This window comes from Flexistipes sp. (assembly GCF_036172515.1).
GTDB lineage: Bacteria > Chrysiogenota > Deferribacteres > Deferribacterales > Flexistipitaceae > Flexistipes.
In genome coordinates this window covers 29,926-51,919 of sequence record NZ_JAXKVW010000010.1, presented here as the reverse complement: position 1 = coordinate 51,919, position 21,994 = coordinate 29,926, and the positions used below count along the sequence as shown (strand labels likewise).

At 38.9% G+C, this 21,994-nt stretch carries 23 protein-coding genes; 19 read left to right on the top strand and 4 right to left on the bottom strand.

All coding sequences use genetic code 11. The features are described from left to right. The 14 genes from UMU13_RS07985 to upp are packed head-to-tail and all read left to right on the top strand — an operon-like array spanning position 1 to position 11,067. Positions 1–1,353 (top strand): sigma-54-dependent transcriptional regulator, encoded by a 1,353-nt coding sequence (locus UMU13_RS07985; RefSeq protein ID WP_328218304.1) that lies wholly within the window; start codon positions 1–3, stop codon positions 1,351–1,353. Between the two features lie 4 nt (positions 1,354–1,357). Continuing rightward, on the top strand, positions 1,358–1,903 hold the full coding sequence (pgsA, locus tag UMU13_RS07980; RefSeq protein WP_013886192.1) for a CDP-diacylglycerol--glycerol-3-phosphate 3-phosphatidyltransferase: 546 nt from the start codon (positions 1,358–1,360) through the stop codon (positions 1,901–1,903). Further along, the gene (locus UMU13_RS07975; protein ID WP_328218303.1) at positions 1,896–2,978 is read left to right on the top strand and encodes a DUF362 domain-containing protein; all 1,083 of its coding nucleotides are present in this window, start codon (positions 1,896–1,898) and stop codon (positions 2,976–2,978) included. The genes pgsA and UMU13_RS07975 overlap by 8 nt, the downstream gene beginning before the upstream one ends. Continuing rightward, positions 2,975–3,574: a glycerol-3-phosphate 1-O-acyltransferase PlsY gene (gene plsY / locus UMU13_RS07970; protein WP_328218302.1), complete on the top strand. Its 600-nt coding sequence runs from the start codon at positions 2,975–2,977 to the stop codon at positions 3,572–3,574. The genes UMU13_RS07975 and plsY overlap by 4 nt, the downstream gene beginning before the upstream one ends. Next, complete coding sequence (gene ribD, locus UMU13_RS07965) at positions 3,567–4,724, top strand: bifunctional diaminohydroxyphosphoribosylaminopyrimidine deaminase/5-amino-6-(5-phosphoribosylamino)uracil reductase RibD (RefSeq protein WP_328218301.1); 1,158 nt, start codon at positions 3,567–3,569, stop codon at positions 4,722–4,724. The genes plsY and ribD overlap by 8 nt, the downstream gene beginning before the upstream one ends. Beyond that, positions 4,709–5,362 carry a riboflavin synthase gene (locus UMU13_RS07960; protein ID WP_328218300.1) on the top strand — a complete coding sequence of 218 codons (654 nt, stop codon included), beginning with the start codon at positions 4,709–4,711 and terminating at the stop codon, positions 5,360–5,362. The genes ribD and UMU13_RS07960 overlap by 16 nt, the downstream gene beginning before the upstream one ends. Further along, entirely contained in the window at positions 5,362–6,582 is a 1,221-nt protein-coding gene (locus UMU13_RS07955; protein WP_013886197.1) for a bifunctional 3,4-dihydroxy-2-butanone-4-phosphate synthase/GTP cyclohydrolase II, read from the top strand. Before UMU13_RS07960 ends, UMU13_RS07955 begins: the two co-directional genes overlap by 1 nt. 21 nt (positions 6,583–6,603) lie before the next feature. Continuing rightward, a complete protein-coding gene (ribH, locus tag UMU13_RS07950) occupies positions 6,604–7,074 on the top strand; it encodes a 6,7-dimethyl-8-ribityllumazine synthase (RefSeq protein ID WP_328218299.1) in 471 nt (156 codons plus the stop codon). A 3-nt stretch (positions 7,075–7,077) separates the two neighbouring features. Beyond that, complete coding sequence (gene nusB / locus UMU13_RS07945) at positions 7,078–7,515, top strand: transcription antitermination factor NusB (RefSeq protein WP_328218298.1); 438 nt, start codon at positions 7,078–7,080, stop codon at positions 7,513–7,515. Then, positions 7,487–7,921, top strand: a complete 435-nt coding sequence (locus UMU13_RS07940) for a hypothetical protein (protein ID WP_328218297.1) — start codon at positions 7,487–7,489, stop codon at positions 7,919–7,921. Before nusB ends, UMU13_RS07940 begins: the two co-directional genes overlap by 29 nt. Before the next feature lie 4 nt (positions 7,922–7,925). Further along, a complete protein-coding gene (locus UMU13_RS07935) occupies positions 7,926–8,186 on the top strand; it encodes a DUF4911 domain-containing protein (protein WP_328218350.1) in 261 nt (86 codons plus the stop codon). Positions 8,187–8,227: 41 nt separating this feature from the next. After that, on the top strand, positions 8,228–9,145 hold the full coding sequence (locus UMU13_RS07930) for a 3'-5' exoribonuclease YhaM family protein (protein ID WP_328218296.1): 918 nt from the start codon (positions 8,228–8,230) through the stop codon (positions 9,143–9,145). Positions 9,146–9,199: 54 nt separating this feature from the next. Continuing rightward, positions 9,200–10,432, top strand: coding sequence for a uracil-xanthine permease family protein (locus UMU13_RS07925; protein WP_328218295.1), 1,233 nt, complete (start codon positions 9,200–9,202; stop codon positions 10,430–10,432). Beyond that, positions 10,432–11,067 carry a uracil phosphoribosyltransferase gene (gene upp / locus UMU13_RS07920; RefSeq protein WP_328218294.1) on the top strand — a complete coding sequence of 212 codons (636 nt, stop codon included), beginning with the start codon at positions 10,432–10,434 and terminating at the stop codon, positions 11,065–11,067. The genes UMU13_RS07925 and upp overlap by 1 nt, the downstream gene beginning before the upstream one ends. Before the next feature lie 28 nt (positions 11,068–11,095). Here the strand turns inward: upp and UMU13_RS07915 are convergent, their stop codons facing one another. From UMU13_RS07915 to UMU13_RS07905, 3 genes are all read right to left on the bottom strand, one after another. Beyond that, the gene (locus UMU13_RS07915; RefSeq protein ID WP_328218293.1) at positions 11,096–12,238 is read right to left on the bottom strand and encodes an MFS transporter; all 1,143 of its coding nucleotides are present in this window, start codon (positions 12,236–12,238) and stop codon (positions 11,096–11,098) included. Between the two features lie 74 nt (positions 12,239–12,312). Then, positions 12,313–12,414: a MetS family NSS transporter small subunit gene (locus UMU13_RS07910; protein WP_013886206.1), complete on the bottom strand. Its 102-nt coding sequence runs from the start codon at positions 12,412–12,414 to the stop codon at positions 12,313–12,315. Then, positions 12,415–13,926, bottom strand: a complete 1,512-nt coding sequence (locus tag UMU13_RS07905) for a sodium-dependent transporter (RefSeq protein ID WP_328218292.1) — start codon at positions 13,924–13,926, stop codon at positions 12,415–12,417. It lies immediately after the preceding gene. A 274-nt stretch (positions 13,927–14,200) separates the two neighbouring features. Between UMU13_RS07905 and serA the strand changes: the two genes are divergently transcribed. Then, positions 14,201–15,823: a phosphoglycerate dehydrogenase gene (gene serA, locus UMU13_RS07900; protein ID WP_328218290.1), complete on the top strand. Its 1,623-nt coding sequence runs from the start codon at positions 14,201–14,203 to the stop codon at positions 15,821–15,823. Beyond that, positions 15,823–16,221, top strand: coding sequence for a secondary thiamine-phosphate synthase enzyme YjbQ (locus UMU13_RS07895; protein ID WP_328218289.1), 399 nt, complete (start codon positions 15,823–15,825; stop codon positions 16,219–16,221). Before serA ends, UMU13_RS07895 begins: the two co-directional genes overlap by 1 nt. 107 nt (positions 16,222–16,328) lie before the next feature. Here UMU13_RS07895 and UMU13_RS07890 read toward each other — a convergent pair whose 3' ends face one another. Then, positions 16,329–17,228: an ROK family protein gene (locus UMU13_RS07890; RefSeq protein ID WP_328218288.1), complete on the bottom strand. Its 900-nt coding sequence runs from the start codon at positions 17,226–17,228 to the stop codon at positions 16,329–16,331. 145 nt (positions 17,229–17,373) lie between these two features. On the opposite strand from UMU13_RS07890, the gene UMU13_RS07885 reads away from it, so the two are divergent. The 3 genes from UMU13_RS07885 (at position 17,374) to lexA (ending at position 21,834) form a co-directional block, all read left to right on the top strand. Continuing rightward, positions 17,374–19,347: a cation:proton antiporter domain-containing protein gene (locus UMU13_RS07885; RefSeq protein WP_328218287.1), complete on the top strand. Its 1,974-nt coding sequence runs from the start codon at positions 17,374–17,376 to the stop codon at positions 19,345–19,347. Between the two features lie 11 nt (positions 19,348–19,358). Further along, complete coding sequence (ilvA, locus tag UMU13_RS07880; protein WP_328218285.1) at positions 19,359–20,567, top strand: threonine ammonia-lyase; 1,209 nt, start codon at positions 19,359–19,361, stop codon at positions 20,565–20,567. A gap of 679 nt (positions 20,568–21,246) precedes the next feature. Further along, positions 21,247–21,834, top strand: a complete 588-nt coding sequence (lexA, locus tag UMU13_RS07875) for a transcriptional repressor LexA (protein WP_328218283.1) — start codon at positions 21,247–21,249, stop codon at positions 21,832–21,834. The last annotated feature ends 160 nt before the right edge of the window (positions 21,835–21,994 follow it).

The window sequence follows — 21,994 nt, the reverse complement described above, 5'->3', positions numbered from 1 at the left end:
ATGGGTAACCAATACAATGTGCTGATAATTGATGACGAAAGATCTTTCAGGGAGCTTCTGGAAATTCTTTTTTCCAATGAAGGCTACAATGTTTTTATGGCTGCTGATATTGCCGGATCACAGCGTATCATTTCAGAAAAAAAGATCGACATTATTATCTGCGATTTAGTCCTGGGTAAAGAGGATGGGTTGGATGTCGTAAAATGGTGCCGTGAAAATTCATATAATATCCCTTTTATTCTTATGACAGCCTATGCCAGCAGTGCAACAGCTTTGGAGTCTGTGAAGCTGGGAGTTGTGGATTATATAACCAAGCCTTTTGACATGGATCATCTTGCCACCATGGTCAGGGAGGTTATAACCTCCAGGAAAAATGAAGATTCTGAGTTTTACACTGAGCTTGATGAAATTAAGGGTAAAAGCAATGCCATTAAAAATGTTAAAAAATATATTATGGATATTGCAAAAACGGATTCAACCATTTTAATTACCGGTGAATCCGGTACAGGTAAAGAACTCGTCGCAAGGGCTGTACACAGGTTGAGCCACAGGGCCTTGAAACCCTTTAAGACGATAAATTGCAGCGCCATACCCTATGATTTGCTAGAATCGGAACTTTTCGGATACAAAAGAGGTGCTTTTACCGGTGCATCATATGATAAGAAAGGGATATTTGAACTGGCGAACGGCGGCTCCATATTTCTTGATGAAATAGGTGAAATGCCGCTTTTTCTGCAGTCCAAACTTCTCAGGGTAATACAGGATAAAATGGTTCAGCCTCTGGGTGCAGGCACTGAAATTAAAACGGATTTCAGGATAATTGCCGCTACAAATAAAAACCTGGAAGAGGAAACGAAAAAAGGCAATTTCAGGAGTGATCTCTACTACAGGTTAAACGTTGTTAATATTAATATCCCTCCATTAAGGGAAAGAAAAGAGGATGTGGAAGAGCTGGCGAAACATTTCCTGAAAAAATATGCAGTTTTGATGGATAAAAATATTTCTCAGATATCCTTTGCTGTAATGGAGGCTTTTAAAACCTATCCGTTTAAAGGTAATGTAAGAGAACTGGAAAACCTGATAGAAAGGGCTGTGGCTATGGAAAAGACCAACAGGCTTCTTCCTTCCAGTTTTCCAGCCCATTTCTTTGGTAATTATGAAAATTTTTGGGATAATCAAACACCGGATCTGGAAAAACCTGTGGATTTGGAAAAAATTGTGGAAAATATTGAGAAAAAATATATAATGACAGCACTGGAAAAGACAGGCGGCAACCAGAGTAAATCTGCTAAACTACTCGGGCTTTCGGGCAGAGTATTCAGGTATAAAATGGAAAAATATAATATTCGGTGAAAATATGGAAAAACTTCCCAATCAACTGACAATTCTGCGAGTGATTCTGGTGCCGGTATTCCTCATTCTTATCTTCTTCGATAAGAACATTACAAATATATTGGCTGCAGTTATTTTTATTTTCGCGTCAGTAACGGATTTTGTTGACGGGTTTATCGCCCGGAAATATTCGGTTGTTTCTGATTTCGGGAAAATTCTTGACCCTATAGCCGATAAAATTTTGGTGGCATCTGCTATGATTTCTCTTGTTCAACTGGACAGGCTCAGTTCAATTGTTGTTATTATTCTGCTTAGCAGGGAGTTTGCTGTAGGCGCTCTGCGGGATTTCGCATCCAGCAGAAGAATAATTATTCCTGCAGGGTTTTTCGGTAAAATAAAGACAGCTTTTCAGATGACTGCCCTTGCTCTGCTTATATACAAAAATGAACTTTATGGCATAAATGTCTTTGTTATAGGGAAAGTTCTGATTTATCTTTCGGTTATCATTTCGGTCTATTCAGGCTTTGTATATTACAGAAATTTTTTCAGACTAAAAGAGAGCAATGGCTGAAGTTTTTTTAGAGAAAATTTATAAATATTCTTCAGATATAGAGTTTTTTGTCGATAATTTTTTCAGCCGTAATTCAGAAAAATTCAACGATTGCGAAAAAATACTTCTTAAACCCAATCTGCTGCAGTCAGCTCCTCCTGAAAAAGGTGTGACCACACATCCGGAATTTCTGAGGTTTGTAGTCAAGTCGTTAAAAAAACATACAGATGCAAAACTGCTGCTGGCAGACAGTCCCGGTGCAAATTTTGAAAACTTTGGAAAAATCCTTGAAATAAGCGGTATCGGACAGGTTTGCGATGAGGAAAATATCGGCATTTACAGAGTGGAATCTTTTCCTCCGGTGGAAAAAAATGGTTTTGTTTACTCCGGAATAGCTGATGAGGTGGATCTGATTATCAACCTTGCCAAGTTAAAAACCCATTCTCTTACAGGCCTGACTATGTGTGTAAAAAACTTTTTCGGCCTCATTCCAGGAACATCCAAAGTGGGCTATCACAGGCGATACCCGGACGGGTCCGATTTGGGATCTGCAGTTTACGGGCTTTATAAACAGTTTGCGGGAAAATCGCTGAATTTGCTTGACGGCATAATTGCACATGAAGGAGAAGGCCCTTCCAGAGGAAAACCCGTTATGGCAGGAATTTTAGCAGCAGGTGCCGATGCAGGTGCAGTGGATATTGCAGTTGCAAAGATTCTGGGATTTGAGCCTGAGTTTTGTACCACAAATATAGAGGCTTTAAAGGATTTATCCGAGAGTAAGATAAAACTTATCCCGGAATTAAAATTTAATATAACCCTGAAAAAACCTGTTGCTGCAAGGCGTGTGCATCTTCCGGATTTTATTAAAAAATATGCTGCTGAGAAGATTTATGTGAAGCCGGAGATTATACAGGAGAAATGCATAAAATGTCTATTATGCTTGAAGAGTTGCTATGCAGATGCTATAACTTTTGACAGCGGTGTTGTTGAAATTAACAAAGATGCCTGCAAAGAATGTTTTTGCTGTCATGAAGTTTGTGAATCGGATGCGATTAAATTGAAACGGTCAATTATGCACAGGATTTTTGTTCGATGATTTATTATATTCTTATACCTGTTATTTCTTATTTCTGCGGAGCTGTTCCTTTTTCTTATCTGCTTGTGAAATGGATAAAGGATGTTGACATCAGAGATGTTGGAAGTGGTAATGTAGGAGCCACAAATGCCGGACGTGTTCTGGGGAAATGGGGTTTCATTGCAGCATTCCTCCTGGATATGTCAAAAGCTTTTATCCCGCTTTTTATCTTTCTTAATTATTTGCCGATTAACAATACACTCACACTTGTTTCAGCGGTCTGTATAATTATAGGGCATACATATACTGTTTTTCTGCGTTTTAAAGGAGGCAAAGGCGTTGCCACCGGAGTGGGCATCTTTCTTGCATTGAGTCCGCTCAACCTTTTTATTGCTCTGATTGTTTTTCTTGTTGTAATAGGAGCATTCAGGATGGTTTCTCTGGGCTCTGTAACTGCAGCGATAAGTCTTGCCGTCCTGGTGTGGCTGAGGACTGATTGGCTGGGTTTGCAGGTTTTTACCACACTTGTGGTTCTGTTTGTTATCTTTAAGCACAGGTCGAATATCAAAAGAATAATAGAAGGTAAAGAAAGCAAAATAGGAGAAAAAGTTGGCTGATCCGCATAAAGTAATGCTTGAATGTGTAAATTTGGCACTCGCCGGTAAAGGACACACGAAAACGAATCCCGTGGTGGGTGCTATGATATTGCGAAACGGCAGGGTTATCGGAAAAGGATTTCATAAAAGTTTCGGTGGTGACCATGCGGAGATTGAAGCGATAAATGACTGCGAGGAGGAGATCAGCGGCTCAGATTTATATGTTACCCTGGAACCATGTTCTCATTTTGGCAAGACCCCTCCTTGTGTTGATACAATAGTTAAAAAGGGCATTAAAAGAGTATTCGTGGGCGTTGTTGACCCTAATCCGGTGAATGCCGGCAACGGGATAGAATATCTTTTGAAAAACGGAGTGGAGGTATATGTCGGCTTTGCTGAAAAAGCCTGTGCCGAAATTATTGAGGAATTTGCCAAATATATTTATAAAAAACAACCCTTTTACAGCCTGAAAATAGCCCAGACGCTCGACGGAAAGATTGCTGCAAAAGACGGCTCCTCCAAATGGATTACCGACGAAACCTCGAGACAGCATGCTCATTATATAAGAAGTGTATCAGATGGTATTTTAACCGGTATAGGAACTGTCCAGGCGGATGATCCTGCGCTCAGCGCCAGATTTCTGGGGTTAAAAAAATACCCTTATAAGATTATTCTGGATTCATCATTAAAAATATCTGCCGAACGGGAAGTTTTTGCCGAAAAACCTGAAAAATGTATTATTTTTACATCAAGTTCTAATTTTGATGAGAAGACGGCTAAAATTGATAATATTCGCAAGACAGGGGCTGAGGTTGTACCCTGCAATCAATTGAATGACGGCCTGGATTTACAGAATGTTTCTGATGAGCTTGTTAAAAGAGGTGTTTTAAATGTTCTTGTTGAGGGCGGCGGCAAAATCCACGCTTCTTTCATAAAGAAAAATTTGGCTGATAAAGCGTATATTTTTATGGCGGGTAAAATTTTGGGTGCTGAAGGGATTGATTCATTGGCCTCTCTTAATATTAATAATATTGAAGGGTGCAAGACACTCAGTGATTTGAATGTAACAAGGCTGAAAAATGATTTCCTTTTTACCGGTAAATTTTATGATTACGCAAAAGACATAATAAATCTTACGGAAAGAGTGAGGAACAGATGTTCACCGGAATAATTGAGGAAGTGGGAAAGGTATCCGCCTTTAAAAAAACGGGGAATTTTGCAGTGCTGCAAATAGAGTGCTGTAAAATTCTGGATGATATAGCCACAGGGGATTCAGTTTCGGTAAACGGAGTTTGTCTTACAGTAACAAAGTGTGGTGAAAAATCTTTTAATGTTGACATTTCATATGAAACGCTTGAGAAATCTTCTCTCGCTTATACTTCCTACGGAGACCCCTTAAATCTTGAAAGGGCACTGACACTCTCCACAAGATTAGGCGGACACCTTATTTCAGGTCATGTGGACTGCCTGGCAAAGATTCTGGAGATAAAAAAAGAATCCGGAGCCTATCGACTGCGAATTCAGTATTCCAGTGACATTGACCGGTATGTTACCGTGAAAGGCTCTATCTCTTTAGATGGAATAAGCCTTACTGTTTCCGATATTCCGGCTGAGAGAGTTTGCGAAGTTGCTGTTATTCCGCATACTTTTGAGAATACAGTTTTAAAATACAAAAAGGCCGGGGATTATCTTAATGTTGAAGTGGACATGATTGCCAGATATATCGAGAAGTTGTTGAAAAAAGAAACAAAAGCAGATAAATTGAAAGAAAGTATATTAAAAATGCAGCAACTGGAGGATTTTTTATAATGAAAAAAGAAGTAAGAGCAACGGTTGAAGAAGCCATTGAGGATATAAAAAACGGAAAAATGATCATTCTCGTTGATGATGAAGACAGGGAAAACGAGGGTGACCTTATGATAGCAGCTGATCATGTTACTCCTGAAGCTATTAATTTCATGGCGAAACACGGAAGGGGACTTATCTGTCTAAGCTTAACCAATAAGAGATGTGACGAACTTAATCTACCTCTGATGGTGGATGAAAAAGGTAATTCGGCAAAATTCGGAACCGCCTTCACAGTTTCCATTGAAGCAAAAGAAGGTGTGACCACAGGGATATCAGCTTTTGACAGAGCACATACGATAAAGGTGGCTTCTGATCCTGAAAAATCTGCTGATGATATTGCAAGACCGGGGCATGTTTTTCCCCTGAGAGCCAAAGACGGCGGAGTTCTTGTGAGAGCAGGTCAAACCGAAGGTTCCATGGATCTGACGAAGCTTGCCGGACTTACGCCGGCTGCAGTGATTTGCGAAGTGATGAATGACGACGGCAGTATGGCCAGGATGCCTCAGCTGGAAGAATTTGCCCAAGAGCACGGACTTAAGATTCTTACCATAGCTGATTTGATTTCCTACAGAGTGGAGAAAGAAAATATTATAGAAAAGATTGCCGATGCAAGTTTGCCAACAGTTTTCGGAGATTTTAAAATAGAGGGTTTTGAAAATAAAATTGATAACCAGGAAGCTATTGCTTTAGTGAAGGGCGATATTTCCGGTGAGGAGCCGGTTCTTGTCAGGGTACACTCTCAATGTTTGACCGGGGATGTTTTCGGTTCTTTGAGGTGTGACTGCAGGGATCAGCTGCACTGTTCTATGGATATGATTGAAAAAGAGGGCAAAGGTGTTCTTTTGTACATGTTCCAGGAGGGCAGAGGTATAGGACTTCTTAACAAGATAAAAGCCTATAAACTTCAGGAAGAGGGAATGGATACCGTTGATGCAAACCTTCATCTTGGATTTAAAGACGATCTGAGGGATTACGGTTTCGGCGCCCAGATTCTAAGAAATCTCGGTTTAAAAAAACTGAGATTGATAACCAATAATCCTAAAAAAATAAGGTGTCTCTCAGGCTACGGGCTTGAAGTTGTGGAAAGGGTACCTACTGTGTGTCATATCAGACCTGAGAATGAAAAGTATCTCAAAGCCAAAAAAGAAAAAATGGGACATGTTTTTCAGATAAAAGATTAATAAAATATTGCGGAGATTATAATGGGTGTTAAATTTTTTGAAGGAAAGTATGACGGATCAGGCTTAAAATTTGCAATTGTTGCCACAAGATTTAATGATTTTATAGTTAAGAGCCTGACTTCAGGTGCAACAGATGCATTGGTAAGGCACAATGTACAGGAAAGTGATATTGAAGTGTACAAAGTACCCGGTGCGTTTGAAATGCCTTTGTTCTGCAGAAAACTTGCCCAAAGCGGCAGATATGATGCCGTAATTGCAGTGGGTGCGGTGATTAGGGGCTCCACACCTCATTTTGACTATGTTTCAGCAGAAGTTGCCAAAGGTGTTGCAAAGTCCACATATGACACGGGCGTTCCGGTTATTTTCGGTGTTTTGACTACGGATACAATTGAACAGGCTATCGAAAGAGCCGGAACTAAGGGCGGTAATAAAGGGGCCGAAGCTGCAATGGTGGCAATTGAGTCCGTAAATCTGCTAAAACAGACTGATTGATTTATGAAAACAAAAAGGCTGCTTTCAAGAGAGTATGCTGTGCAGATGATGTACCACGTTTCAGTGGGTGATGCTTCATCGGATGAAGTTTTGCACTTTTTTTGGTTAAGTCACGGGGAAGATGAAAAGTTTGTTAAAGATTTTGCAGAGGATCTTTTTCACAAAGCTTACAGGAATATGAATTATAACGATGAGCTTGTGAGAAAGTATTTAAAAAAAGGCTGGTCGTATGACCGGTTGGGCGAAGTTGAGAAAGCTGTATTCAGAGTTGCACTGGCAGAGCTTTTTGAAGGAGATGCGCCTGTTTACGCTATCCTGGATGATTATGTCAGCATAGCAAGCAGTTATATGGATGAAAAATCGGCATCACTTGTCAACGGAATTTTGGACAAAATAAAAAGTGAGTTTGATATTGACAGAGACAGAGTACAAAGAGATTAAAATACCTTTCCCGCCTCTTTTAAGTAACCCGAAGACGGGTGTTTCCGATAACAAAAATAACCTTAATATTTTTCCCCTTTTTGTTGACTATGATTTTGAACTTCTCCGTCCCCGCGGGCTTAGTACGCGCATAGATTTTTTTTCACTGGGTAAGCTTACGGAATTTCTTGAGAACACTGATAAAATAAATTCTATAGTTTATATTAAGAAATCTGATTTTTATTTTGTTAACGGTTTTTTTTTGATGGATTTCAAGCACCTGAATGCCAATTATGATTTATTTACGGAAAATATTCATAATCTTAGATTTGATAAAATTTATCTGGAAAAATCAGAATTTTTAGAACCGCAGCTTTTTGAGAACAAACTGGATGAAGTGGGTGTGTTTTTTGTTGAGTTTATATGATAGGGTGAGTTCTTTGAACAGTAAGTGCGTTAAAATAAAGTTTATAACAGATATTAATGATGTGCTGTATATTAACAGCATAATTGACTCGTACGAAGGTGTGGGAATAGTTAGAACAATCGACAGCGCAAAGGGTAAAGTTGTTATATTTACATCTTCAGGTATGTGCAGATATGCGAGGAATGTCCTGGAGAGCTTAAAGGACGAAGGTCTTAATATAAAAAGTATAATTGTGGAAGAGAGTGAAGAAGTGGATTCTTACTGAGACCTGTTTGTTAGTCTCTGAATATTGAAAAAGGGTGTTTTATGAATTTAAACGTAAGCGGTGAAAAATATATGATTTTTGAAATAAATCATAATGTTACTAAAGACAGCAGACCTTACATAAGGGTTATTTTAACAGATAAAGACGGAAAACGTCATAATGGGATAATGTTTGACAGCAATAAACTTGATTTTACTCCTGAAAAGGGGGATATAGTTTCCGTTGAAGCAGTGGTGCAGAATTATAACGGTCAGATTCAGCTGAAAATATCCAATATGGAAAAACTTGGAGAAGAGAGCAGACTTGATTTTCTTCCCAAAACCCAATTTAACATACAGGATATGTTTGATGAGCTAAAAGAGATTATGGATAAAAATGTAAAAGAACAGCCGCTTAAAAAACTTTTAAATCTGTTTTTCGGAGACAGCAAAACTGTAAAATTGTTTAAATACATGCCTGCAGCTAAAAATGTGCATCATGCTTATGTGGGCGGACTTCTGGAGCATACGCTCTCTGTTGCAAAGTTGGCTGAAAAAATGTGCGGGTATTACAAAGAATATGTTAACCCGGATTTGCTGATGGTTGGTGCTCTTTTTCACGATATCGGAAAAATTTTTGAACTTAATGCTGAAAAGGGCTTTGATTATACAGATTCGGGCAAACTTGTGGGGCACCTGCTGCTGGGAATCGAGCTTATCAACAATTACATAGCACAAGTGGAAGATTTCCCTGAAAATTATAAATATATTATTGATCATATGATAGCCAGCCACCATGGGCTGCTTGAGTTCGGTTCCCCCAAAAAACCCAAAACTACGGAAGCTATAATCCTTCATCATATAGATGATATGGATGCCAAGGTTAACACATTTAATTCTATTTTTGAGAAAGAGGAAGTGCAGGAAGGATGGAGTTCATACGACAGGCTCCTTGAGAGACAGCTTTACCGCCACAGCTAAGTTTATCGGCGACTGGAAATTTGTTTTTTAATTTATCAAACAACGGAGGGAGAAATGGATGAAACTTTGAACGCAAAAAAGCTTCTCACAGGTGTGCAAATGCTTTTCGTGGCATTTGGTGCACTTGTTCTGGTTCCTTTACTTACCGGTTTTGATCCGTCTATAGCACTATTTACCGCAGGGTTGGGCACATTAATTTTTCAGTTTATTACCAAATCGAAAGTTCCTGTTTTTTTAGCAAGCTCATTCGCTTTTATAGCCCCGATTCAGTATGGAGTTAAAAATTTTGGGCTTGGTGAAACACTTGGCGGGTTGGTTTTCGCCGGACTTACATATCTGATTTTCAGTCTGTTAGTAAAAAAAGGCGGAGTAGAGGCAATCGACAGATATCTGCCCTCAGTGGTTACCGGGCCGGTGATTATGACAATAGGGCTGACACTTGCTCCCACGGCTGTTAAAATGGCTAAAAGTTTTGACGGCTCCGGTAATTACGACCCGAAAGCTGTTATTATTTCAGTTTTTACACTTGTAGTGTCAATTATAGTTGTTATGTACGGAAAAAGAATTTTCAGTCTCATACCGATTTTATCCGGAATTGTATTAGGTTATGTTTTTGCAATGCTTCTCGGTGTTGTGGATTTTGCTCCGATAGCCAATGCGGAGTGGTTCAGCATTCCATGGATTGTTGCAATGCAGGAAGGCAGTTTTGAAATACCTGTGTTTGATTTGGCGGCAATTTTGTATATTGTTCCGGTTGCAATAGCGCCTGCCATTGAGCATGTGGGTGACGTTTTAGCTATCTCCTCTGTTACAGGTAAAAATTACTTAAAGGATCCGGGACTTCACAGAACACTTTTAGGCGACGGCGTTGCAACCGCTTGTGCAGGATTGATAGGTGGTCCTCCCAATACAACTTATTCCGAAGTGACAGGTGCTGTGGCATTGACCAAAGCCACCGATATAGTTTACATGCGTATTGCCGCAATTACAGCTATAATTCTTGCTTTCGCGGGAAAACTTGGCGCTATTCTCAAAACCATTCCCGTACCGGTTATGGGGGGTATAATGATTTTGCTTTTTGGAATGATAGCGGCTATCGGTATAGGTTCTCTTGTTAGAAATAAAGTAGACATGTCTAAATCAAGAAATCTTGTAATTGTGTCTGTAATTCTGGTTATGGGGATTGGAAATATGGTTATAGGTGTAGGCAACATAAGTTTGGGCGGTATAGGACTTGCCGGTGTTGTCGGTGTGATTTTGAATCTTGTTTTGCCGGAGGGTAAATAATGAATTTTGAAAATTTTCACATTATCAAACATCCTTTGATTGAACATAAGCTTACTTATATCCGAGAAAAACACACCTCAAAAAAGGAATTTAAAGAGCTGGTTGATGAAGTGGCCCTCCTGATGGCTTATGAGATAACAAAAGACTTTTCTCTGCAGGAGATAGAAATCTCAACACCAATATGTAAAACCAGGTCAAAAGTTGTTTCGGGAAAGAAGGTTGTCCTTGTCCCGATTCTTAGGGCAGGCCTTGGGATGGTGGATGGTATATTAAAACTTATCCCATCAGCCAGAGTGGGACATATCGGTTTATATAGGGATGAAAAAACACTGAAGCCCGTTTCCTATTATTTTAAAATACCTTCAAACTGTGAAGACAGAGAATTTATTCTGGTGGATCCGATGCTTGCCACCGGTGGATCTGCCGTTGCTGCCGCCAATATGCTTAAAAAAGCCGGAGCAAAGAACATAAAGTTTATGTGTCTGATTGCCGCTCCTGAAGGGGTGGAAAAGTTCTGCAAAGCCCATCCTGATGTTAAGGTTTATGCAGCCGGTCTTGATGAAAAACTAAATGAGCATGGTTATATTGTTCCCGGTTTAGGTGATGCCGGAGACAGGCTTTTTGGAACCAAATAAAGTTAATACCGCCTTTAAATATCGAAAACTAAAGGCTGCTTGAATTTATTAGTAAAATGGAGAGAATTCCGGAGATTATAACAAAAGATAAAGCCGCCAGGAAAAAATTCCATCCGAAAGCTTTGTAAATAAACCCGGGGAAATAAGTTCCGAGTACTCCTCCGGTGTAGTATGCTGAGACGTAGACACCGTTTACCACTCCCTTATTGTTGCGGGCAATTTTGTTCAAATAGCCTGATTCGACAGAATGCACAGTGAACATCCCGGCACAGAATATAAACATGGAGAAAAAAAGCAGTTTTATTGAATACAGGGAAAAAAGCGGAATCGAAAAGAGGAAGACTGCCAAACCTGTAAGTATGGCTCTCTTTTCCGAGCCCAGAAGTTTTATTATTTTTGGGGAAGTTAATGAAACGAGTATTCCCATAATATATCCTGAGTAAATCATACCTATCTGAAACTCATCTATTGCTGAAGAAATTTCTGTAAGTCTGAACGGTAGAAAATTGAGCATAGATGCAAAAGTGAAAAAAGTGCAGAATATTGTAATATACATGTTAACATAGGGAGGCGTTTTTATAAGCTTAAGTGCATCTGAAAATATAAACTTTGACTTTTTCAGTTTAGAGTCGGATTCTAAAAAGAATGTCAAAACAAGACTTATTACAAGACTTATAAAAAGAACGAGAAAGCTGTATCTCCATCCAAAATAGTGGGAAATTCCACCGGAAACAAATCTGCCCAAAAATCCGCCCAGAATGGTTGATGCTATATAAATTGACATGATTTTTTGGATAAGTCCTTTTTCAGAACCCACTGAGATATAAGTCATTATTGAAGTGAGAATGGCAGGAAGCATGAACCCCTGAAGAAACCTGAGGAGAAGAAAAATTTTAAAACTTGACACCATATAAATTCCGAGTTCCGTGACTGTCAGGCCTAAAAGGGCGAGTCTAAGTAGTTTTTTGGCTGTAAAGGATTCCAGTATGAATCCGAAAAAAATCGGTGAGAAGCTTAGCGGAATCATTGTAACAGATGTTAACAGTGCTGCTTGTGAAGAAGTTATGTGAAATTCTCTTATCAGTGTAGGAAGTATGGGCTGAGGTGAATAAAGAACGGAAAAAGCCAAAACCGTAACATAAATTATTATGCCAATCTGTTTTATGTTCATCAGTTTTATTAATATATAACAGCTGAATAGTAAACAAAAAACAGCGGAGGCAGACTATACCCCCGCTGAAAAAATCATAGACCTCTTTTTTTAAGAGCTATAAAAATGCAGACAGCTGCACCGCCCCATGTCAGCAGTAATCCAAATATCATCATCAATACGGCACCTGTTGTCATTTAGACCTCCTCACCGTTATCATCGTTGTCATAATAGTCAAAAATATGAACATTTTTCCATTTTCTTGTTGAAATATATATGCCGAGAAAAATGATTCCAACAACTATACTCCAGCCGAATAAAATCAGAGCTGTTTTATCGTATCCGCCATAAGGCTTGCTGAATTCATTTGCAAAATTCATAATTGCCGTGATTCCCAGAGCAGCCGGTGTTATTACTTTAATGGCTATATCCCACCATATTCCAACTTTGAAATCTGAAATGGGCTGAAAATGGTCTTTTAAAATTTTTGTTTTAAAAAACCATCCGATCAGAATTACTTCAACAAGCCCCGACATTGCAACCCCGAAGCTGTTAATAAAATGATCCACAATGTCCAGGATGTAGAGCCCTGAACCCGTTGTAAAGATAAGGCTGATAATCATGGCAATCAGTGTATACCATGCAGCCACTTTTTTTCTCGGTTTGTAAAGTTTTTCCGTTATACCGGCTATTGCCGCTTCGTTTATTGAAATAAAAGAAGAGAGTCCTGCAAAAGTAAGTGATATAAAGAACAGCACCCCTATAGTTTTCTGGAAAGCGGGCAGTTCGTTTATTGCCTCGGGAATTGTGGCAAATGCAAGAAACACTCCACTCAGTTTGGCAGGTAATTCTCCGCCGGACTGATGCATTATGAAACCCAAAATACTGAATATTGCTATTCCAGCCAGAACACTGAAACCGCAATTGATAAAACCGGTAATAAAAGCATTGTTTACAATATCTGATTTTTTGGGCAGATAACTGGAATAAGTAATCATTATTGCAAAAGCAATGCTCAGGCTGAAAAATATCTGTCCGTATGCTGCTACCCAAACCTTACCATCAGCAATTTTGCTGAAATCAGGCTGGAAAAGCATGTTTAAACCCTCTGCTGCGCCCGGTAATGTTATACCTCTTAAAAGGATTATCAAAAGTATAACAATTAAGACAGGTATAAAAATTTTATTTGCCCTTTCTATGCCGGATCTAACACCTGAATAAATAACGATAAAATTAATGATCCAGGCTGAAATTGTAGTGATCAGAATTGTAAGCTGAAAACCGCCAAACTCAAAAGGCCCGCCTGTAAGCCCGAGATAATCGCCGGTGAAGAAACTTATGGTTTCATTACCCCATGCCAGCGTCATTGAGAAGCCAACATAATTAATGGCCCAGGATATAACAACAACATAGTATACTGTTATTATAAAACTGATAAGTATTTGCCACCAACCCAGCCATTCCCATTTCCTGTTTAATTTTGCCATTGTTAACGGTGCTCCGCCTTTCATCTTGTGACCCATGGAAAATTCCATTATCAGTATTGGAATACCTGCGGTTACAAGTGCAAAAAAATAAGGGATTAAGAAAGCACCGCCGCCGTTATCATACGCCATATAGGGAAATCTCCAGATATTTCCCAGCCCTATTGCGGAGCCGACAGCAGCCAGTATGAATCCAACTCTGCTGCCCCAGTTTTCTCTTTGCATGGATACCTCCTTTGTTTAATAAATAAAAGCGCTAACTTCTTTTGATATTTACCGAATTAAGAAAACGGCAGTTTTTGATTATAGTATCTTTGATTTTTCGTCAACCTTTAATTGGGAATTTTGACTGGTCTGTTCTATTCTATTCTATTCTATTCTGAATTTAATATTAAATCGGTCTTTTAATTGATTATTTGTAAATATTTTGTTATTGTTACTACTGTTTTTTCAGATTTTGTGATAAACAGCAAATTTAAATTTTTACCAAGGAGTTGCTATGCCTAAATATAAAATTCTTATTACGGATCATATAGCCGAAGAAGGGATGAATATTCTTGGAGATGACCCTGATGTTGAATATGAACTGAAAGCAGGCATTTCCAACAAAGAGCTAAAACCCATCATAGGTAACTATGATGCTATAATTACCAGAAGCGGAACCACAGTAACCGAAGATTTGATTGAGAACCCCGGTAAACTGAAAGTTATAGGGCGCGCTGGTGTAGGGCTGGATAATGTTGATATAGAAGCAGCGAGCAAAAAAGGAATCATCGTTATGAACGCTCCCACCGGCAATACACTTGCTGCGACAGAGCTTACAATGGGTATGATGTTGGCTGCAGCGAGGAGAATACCGGCTGCAAACTTTTCACTGAAAAACGGAGAGTGGAACCGTAAAAAATTCATGGGGATACAGTTGTATAACAAAACCCTTGGAATTGTCGGTCTGGGAAGAATAGGAAGCAATGTTGCGGTAAGGGCAAAGAGCTTCGGTATGAAAGTAATAGCTTACGATCCCTATATAAAAAAGGAAAAAGCCGATTCTTTGAACGTTAAATTATATGATGATATGGAAAAGTTGCTGGCTGATTCGGATGTACTTACCTTTCATACCCCTCTCACGAAAGAAACGCATGATATGATCAGAGCAGAACATTTTTCCTTAATGAAGGATAATGTTATAATAATAAATTGCGCCAGAGGTGGAATTGTAAATGAAAGTGCACTTTATGAAAACGCTAAAAACGGCAAAATATTCAGTGTGGGAATAGATGTTTTTGAAAAAGAACCGGCAACTGAAAACAAACTTCTTGAGCTGGATAATGTGTTTGTGACACCCCATATAGGTGCAAACACCTCGGAAGGGCAAAAGGGTGTGGCAGTAATCATTGCTGAGCAGGTTATCAACGCATTGAAGGGCAAGTCGTATATTAATGCAGTCAACATTCCTTTTATGAAATCCCAGCTGCCTGAAGAACTTCAGTTATATTTCAACACCATGGAAAAAATGGGCAGACTTGCAGCCCAGATTACCAAAGGACGGGCAGAGGCTATCAATGTCAAACTTGTGGGCAAAAATTTTGAAGAGGATGTTTGTGAAAAAACTTTTGATACCCCTTTTAGTTATCAGCCGTATACGGTTGCAGCATTGAAAGGGTTTTTGCAGGTAAGTCTCATGGAAAGCATTTCCTATATTAATGCCCCCTATTTTGCCAAAGACAGAGATATACACGTTTCTGAATCCAAATATGAGTATTATGAGCATTACAGCGATCTGATAGTACTTGAGGTTAAGACGGATAAAGAAACTAAAGTACTGGGGGGAACGGTATTTACTAATAATGAAGGGCGTGTTGTATTTATCGACGATTTTCATATCGATATGGAGCCGTTCGGCATCTATCTTTATTTCAGAAATTATGACAAACCCGGTGTAATCGGCAAGGTGGGTACTATCCTCGGGAATCACGGGATTAACATTGGCGGCTTTGATCTGTCCCGGCAGAATGAAGGTCAGGCTATGGCTTTTGTTTCTGTTGATAATAAAATAAACAAAAAAATTCTTGAAGAGATAAAGCAGATAGAAGGTATGATTGAGGCCAAGATTGTGGAGATATAATGGAAATATTTAAAATAAACTCTACTGAAAACAAGCAGCTGATCGATATAACTTCCAAAGTTACGTCGATTGTTGATAAAGCTGGGTTTCTTGAAGGTGCTGTTTTTGTATATACACCTCATACAACAGCCGGAATAACAATTAATGAAAATGCCGATCCGGATGTCAGCAGGGATATTGTGGGTTTTTTAACTAAACTTATTCCCAAAAGTTATCCGTTTGCTCATATGGAAGGCAATTCGGATGCACACCTTATGTCATCTCTAATAGGGTGCAGCGAATTAATTCCGGTGCAAAACGGTAAACTGATGACAGGCACCTGGCAGGGAATTTATTTTTGTGAATTTGACGGTCCCAGAACGAGAAAAGTATACCTCAATTTTCTCCAGCCGCTGTAATCAGCCCGGATTTATTTTTGGTATATTTATTAATTTGTCTATTGGTAAATTGATTATTCAACATTGAGCGCTGAACCTCGAACCTATAACCCATCACCCATAACCCATCACGGCTTTTGCCCATCACGGTATCTTTGTCTACACAAAGCAGCTGCTCCATATACACCGGCTTTGTTGTCCAGCTCAGCCGGGAGCAGCTTGAACTTATTTCTGTATGCCGGATAAACAAGCTCTTTCAGATTCTGTTCTGTAATATCAAGAAAAAATCTATGCAGATGTGACAGGCCTCCGCCTATTTTTACCTTTTCCGGTGCCAGGAGATTTATACAATCGGCTATACCGGCAGCCAAGTGCTTTGAAAACAAATCAAACGTTTTTACGGCAGACATATCTCCACATTCAGCCAATTGAGTCAATTTACTTATATCGGATTTTCGGTTTTGGGATATCTCTTCAAAAGTTGTTAGAATTCCGTTTTCGCAGCAGTAAGTTTCAAGGCAGCCCAATCTGCCGCAGTTGCATTGCCTTCCGCTGTAATCAATTGTTGTATGACCGGCCTCAAAAGCTGTAATGCTGCCAGTAAAAAGCTGTCTGTTAACTATAGCACCGCCGCCCACTCCTGTTCCAAGTGTTATAAACAGCATATTGTCAACGGCTCCTTGTTCAATGATGGTGTATTCTCCTAAGGCGGCAAGGTTTGCATCATTTTCTATAAAAACGGGGTTATCAATAAATTTGGCAATTTCTGCATGGAGCTTTCTGCCATTTAAAAAATCAAGATTCGGTGCATAAAGCATTAAATCATTCATAAAATCGTAAGCTCCGGGATACCCCACTCCAACGGCTTTTGTGTAAGAAAAGCCGCTTGAGATGTTTTTGATTTCCTCAAGAAAGTCTTTATAGTTTTTAGGGGTCCGAACGGTGTAAAGTTCCTTCAGTAACATATCTTTGGAGATTACTCCGTATTTTATTGTGGTTCCTCCGATGTCAATACACAGAAAATCCATTTTTCATCCTTTTTGCCAGTTATGGGTTGCATTTGTTAATATTAAAGTATTTATTAAGTTTGCACAAAAATAAGCATAATGCAAAAATATTTTTTTATGTTATACTAATTTTTCAAACAAAAATATCAGGAGAGTTTTTGACCCAATGGAGCATTTTTCCTTTTTGCAGGAAATAACGATTGTTTTTATACTTTCATCATTTGTTATATTTCTTTTTAACAAGATGAAACTGCCTTCCATTCTTGGATTTATAATCACTGGTTTGCTGGCCGGCCCTTACGGATTCAAACTTGTCAGTGAAGTTGAACAGGTTAATCTGATTTCCGAAATTGGTATTATTCTTCTTCTCTTTACCATAGGGTTGGAATTTTCCCTCAAAAGACTGAATAAAATAAAAGATATATTCTTTTATGGAGGTTCGCTCCAGGTTTTCGGGACGATTATACTTACTTTTGCAGCCGCTCATTTTATTTTGGATTTTCCTGCAAAACTCTCTCTTGTTATAAGCTTTATCATTTCGCTTAGCAGTACTGCCATTGTCTTGAAAATTTTTCAGGAGCAGGGGGAAACACAGACTCCCCACGGAAATATAAGTGTCGGGATATTGATATTTCAGGATATTACAGTGGTAATAATGCTGCTGCTTATCCCGTATCTTAGTGCCGGAGCACAGGCTGATTTTGCAGGTATTACATATGCTCTTTTAAAAAGTGCTTTGATAATTTTGGGCTTTTTTCTTGTTGCCCGGAAGATTGTTCCTAAACTTATATATGAAGTTCTGAAATTGCAGAATAACGAGCTTTTTTTGATATTCAGTCTTTCCATATGCTTTATCATTGCATTCATTGCCAATAAAGCGGGTCTTTCACTTGCGTTTGGAGCTTTTTTGGCTGGAATTATAATTTCAGAATCCGAGTATTCGCATCATGTTTTTGAAAATATCATGCCTTTTAAAGAGGTTTTTGTCAGTTTTTTCTTTATTTCAATCGGAATGCTGCTTAACATTAATTTCTTTTTACAAAGACCGTTTGTTATTATTTTATTAGCCCTTCTGATAATGTTTTTTAAATGTATAATTGTGATTTTAGGAATGCGTATTATCAAGATTCCTCTTAAGGCTGCATTTCTTGCCGGTATTTCATTGTCACAGATCGGTGAATTTTCCTTTCTGCTTACCAGATTTGCTTATGAAAACGGAATTCTGAGTGATGCCATATTCCAGTATCTGATTTCAAGCACAATAATTACAATGATGCTGAGTATTCTTTTGATAAAGGAGATGCATGCTGTTGTCGGCTGGCTGGACAGGTTTATCTCATTTGATGCACTTGAGAAGGGTGAGAGAAAACCTGCCAGCAATCTGAAAAATCATGTCATAATAATAGGGTATGGCATAAGTGGTAAAAATTTGGTCAAAAGCTGCAAAACGTTCAACATTCCTTATGTAATAATTGAGTTTAACCCTAAAACTGTAAGATACTATTCCATAAAGGAGGAAAATATATTTTTTGGTGATGCTTCCCAGGAACACGTTTTAAAAGAGGCGAATATAGAGGAAGCTAAACTTGTTTCCCTTGCAATTTCCGACCCGGTTGCCACAAGACGAACTGTCTATAAAATCAGGGAGATTGCTCCTTCCATTGATATCATTGCCAGAACCAGATTTTATCAGGAAGTTAACGGGCTGCGCAGCTTAGGTGCAGACTATGTTGTAGCTGAAGAGTATGAGGCATCGATAAGGATTTTCAATATTGTATTGAACAAGTATCTTATTTCCGGTGATGATATTGACAAATTTGAGAAACTTCTGCGGAAAAATTCTTATCAGGCTTTTGGGGATTACTCAGAAACGGATACATTTCACGATCTTTTAAACAACATTCCTGAATATGAGATTCAGACACTGTCACTGAAAAATCTGCCCTCTTTTGTGGGTAAAACATTTGAGGATTTACAGCTTATCAGAAAATTTGATATATTGGTGCTGGCAGTTAAGAAAGGCGATGAGCTTATCGCTAATCCTTTGGCGGACAGGGTTTTGGAAAGCGGTGATCAGCTTGTTGTTTTCGGCCGGAGCGACGGAATTAAAAAACTTTTCGGCGAGCAGAAGAAAAAATAAAGGTGGGTGTCATGTTTGAAGAGATAAAAAATGCGAGCACAAGAATAGGTAAATATATAAAACATATACCGCTGTATTACTCCAACAGAATTTCAGAGCTGTACGAAGGAGATATTTTTTTAAAACTTGAAAATCTTCAAAAAACGGGATCGTTCAAAATCAGAGGAGCTTTAAATTCCCTTTTAAAGAATAAGGATAAATGTTCTTCCGGTGTTATTGCAGCTTCTGCCGGCAACCATGCTCAGGGGGTGGCTTACGGTGCACAACTATTGGATATTTCTGCAAAAATCGTTATGCCTGTGGATACCCCGCTTGTTAAGATAAAAAGTACAGAATTTTACGGAGCCGAAGTTATTTTATACGGGGAAAACTATGATGAAGCATATAAAAAGGCTTCTGAAATTGCGGAAGATGAGAAACTTTTTTTTATACATCCATTTGACAACAATGATGTTATTTGCGGTCAGGGGACCATAGGAGAAGAGATTTTCAGTGAAAACAAAAAGATAGATCAGATTATTGTTCCTGTGGGAGGCGGAGGTTTGATTGCCGGTATAGGTTCATTTGTAAAGGAAATCAGCCCTTCCGCAAAGATTATCGGTGTACAGGCCGAGAATGTCTGCGGTATGACCAGGTTCTTGCAGGGCCGCAGTTTTTCAGACAATATGGCAGCTCCTACTCTGGCTGAAGGGATTGCTGTTAAAAAACCGGGAAAACGGACATCTGAAATATGTAAAAATGTTGTGGATGAAATGGTGACTGTTTCGGAAAATGATATTGCCAGAGCTGTTCTTGATTTTATAGAACTATCCAAACTCGTTGTGGAGGGAGCCGGTGCTGTTCCTCTGGCGGCAGTTTATGCTTCGCTGGTTGATGTGAAAGATTTGCGGACTGTGCTTGTAATTTCTGGAGGAAATATTGATGTTAATCTCATAACGAGGATTATCAATAAGGGGCTCATAAGTACAGGCCGTTTTGTTGAGCTTACGATCAGTTTAAGGGACAGACCCGGTGCCCTGGCCGGCATAACCGGGGTTATCGCCGAAACAGGGGCTAATATTCTGAATATTGAACATTTCCGTTTTGACAACACTCTGCCTGTGGGATTTACCAGGGTTACATTCAGCTTGGAAACCAAAGGGCTGGAGCATATAAGAAATGTCGTGGAAACCTTGCGGCAACACGGCTACGATGTCAACGTAAACAGTCAGATATTTTAAAAGATAGTTTTATATGTATTTTGATAAAGTTGTGTGCGCGGTTGGTGCCTCAACTGCCCATAATACCCATAATACCCATAATACCCATAATACCCATAATACCCATAATACCCATAATACCTCTAACAACCTCTAAACTTCTTTTTCTGAAGTCACCCCATTTTTTATTGTGTACACAAATTTATCGGTCTTCGACCGATGCTAGCAGTGCAAATATTTTTCAATGTAATTTGCACGCATTTCGCAGCCGAAACTCGAAACTACTGCCGCTAACCGTCTACTAGCACCAGCCGTAAGGCTGGTAAATATGTGGAACACATCCCCCTCCTCTCATAATTGTTTTTATTTGCAAATATTTATCCATTTTACATTCCAACACAGGGTGTGACCGCTAATCGGCAGTACGTTTCTCTATCACCAGCCGAAAGACTGGTAAATATGTTGTATACACAAATTTATCGGTCTTTGATCGATGCTAGAGGAACACATTCGACATCGGCTGCTTCATTTGTGCAAATTACATTGAAATCAGTGTCATGTTAGCTAAGTATATGTAAAACAATACTTTTATATGATTTTTGGGGTGATGCCAGTAAACTTCTTTTTTTGTTGACAAAGGCATGGGTTGATATCTATACTCAGGAGAACAAATGTTACCATTTAAAATACGAGGCAGCTTATGGGATTAACCGGCAGGCAAAAGGAATTTTTTCTGTTTATAAAAAATTTTCTGGACGAATACGGATATCCTCCGTCGGTGAGAGATATTGCAAAAGGTATGGGAATTGCTTCCATATCAAGTGTGAAGAAGATGCTGGACAGACTGGTCGAAGCCGGTGTTATAAAAAAAGATTCATCCAAAGCCAGAGGGATTGAGCTTATATATCATAAGGGAGTTCCTTTGCTGGGAAGAATTAAGGCCGGTACTCCCGTTTTTTCTGAAGAAAATATCGAAGGTTATGTTGACCTTGCTGAGAAATTTAAAAATACGGAAAACCTGTTCTGTCTCAAAGTTGAGGGCGACAGTATGATAGATAAAGGGATATTTGAAGGTGATACAGCTGTAATAAAAAAACAGCCGGATATAAATGAAGGAGAAACAGGGGCTTTTCGTATAAATGATGAGGTTACTTTGAAAACATTTGCCAGGAAAGAAGGATACATTCTCCTTATCCCGGCTAATAAAAGATATAAAATTATCAGGGTTACTTCCGTAGATTCTTTTGAAGTTATAGGGAAACTTAAATTTGTTATAAAAGATTTTTAATAGAATTACGAGTATTATTCGCAATGTTAGGCACTGTTGAATACTGCTTTACAGCCCGACGTAGCCGGATTTAACAGGGTGCTAAGTGTTAAGGTAGAGTTTGGAAGAGTGGAGGAGTCAGTGCGTCTCACGTTTTACGTCTTACGTTTTGAACCTTGAA

Bases quoted from the DNA above. Each gene is read 5' to 3' on its own strand.
- UMU13_RS07985 (WP_328218304.1), top strand. From the start codon at position 1: ATGGGTAACCAATACAATGTGCTGATAATTGATGACGAAAGATCTTTC.
- pgsA (WP_013886192.1), top strand. From the start codon at position 1,358: ATGGAAAAACTTCCCAATCAACTGACAATTCTGCGAGTGATTCTGGTG.
- UMU13_RS07975 (WP_328218303.1), top strand. From the start codon at position 1,896: ATGGCTGAAGTTTTTTTAGAGAAAATTTATAAATATTCTTCAGATATA.
- plsY (WP_328218302.1), top strand. From the start codon at position 2,975: ATGATTTATTATATTCTTATACCTGTTATTTCTTATTTCTGCGGAGCT.
- UMU13_RS07960 (WP_328218300.1), top strand. From the start codon at position 4,709: ATGTTCACCGGAATAATTGAGGAAGTGGGAAAGGTATCCGCCTTTAAA.
- UMU13_RS07955 (WP_013886197.1), top strand. From the start codon at position 5,362: ATGAAAAAAGAAGTAAGAGCAACGGTTGAAGAAGCCATTGAGGATATA.
- ribH (WP_328218299.1), top strand. From the start codon at position 6,604: ATGGGTGTTAAATTTTTTGAAGGAAAGTATGACGGATCAGGCTTAAAA.
- nusB (WP_328218298.1), top strand. From the start codon at position 7,078: ATGAAAACAAAAAGGCTGCTTTCAAGAGAGTATGCTGTGCAGATGATG.
- UMU13_RS07930 (WP_328218296.1), top strand. From the start codon at position 8,228: ATGAATTTAAACGTAAGCGGTGAAAAATATATGATTTTTGAAATAAAT.
- UMU13_RS07925 (WP_328218295.1), top strand. From the start codon at position 9,200: ATGGATGAAACTTTGAACGCAAAAAAGCTTCTCACAGGTGTGCAAATG.
- upp (WP_328218294.1), top strand. From the start codon at position 10,432: ATGAATTTTGAAAATTTTCACATTATCAAACATCCTTTGATTGAACAT.
- UMU13_RS07915 (WP_328218293.1), bottom strand. From the start codon at position 12,238: ATGAACATAAAACAGATTGGCATAATAATTTATGTTACGGTTTTGGCT.
- UMU13_RS07910 (WP_013886206.1), bottom strand. From the start codon at position 12,414: ATGACAACAGGTGCCGTATTGATGATGATATTTGGATTACTGCTGACA.
- UMU13_RS07905 (WP_328218292.1), bottom strand. From the start codon at position 13,926: ATGCAAAGAGAAAACTGGGGCAGCAGAGTTGGATTCATACTGGCTGCT.
- serA (WP_328218290.1), top strand. From the start codon at position 14,201: ATGCCTAAATATAAAATTCTTATTACGGATCATATAGCCGAAGAAGGG.
- UMU13_RS07895 (WP_328218289.1), top strand. From the start codon at position 15,823: ATGGAAATATTTAAAATAAACTCTACTGAAAACAAGCAGCTGATCGAT.
- UMU13_RS07890 (WP_328218288.1), bottom strand. From the start codon at position 17,228: ATGGATTTTCTGTGTATTGACATCGGAGGAACCACAATAAAATACGGA.
- UMU13_RS07885 (WP_328218287.1), top strand. From the start codon at position 17,374: ATGGAGCATTTTTCCTTTTTGCAGGAAATAACGATTGTTTTTATACTT.
- ilvA (WP_328218285.1), top strand. From the start codon at position 19,359: ATGTTTGAAGAGATAAAAAATGCGAGCACAAGAATAGGTAAATATATA.
- lexA (WP_328218283.1), top strand. From the start codon at position 21,247: ATGGGATTAACCGGCAGGCAAAAGGAATTTTTTCTGTTTATAAAAAAT.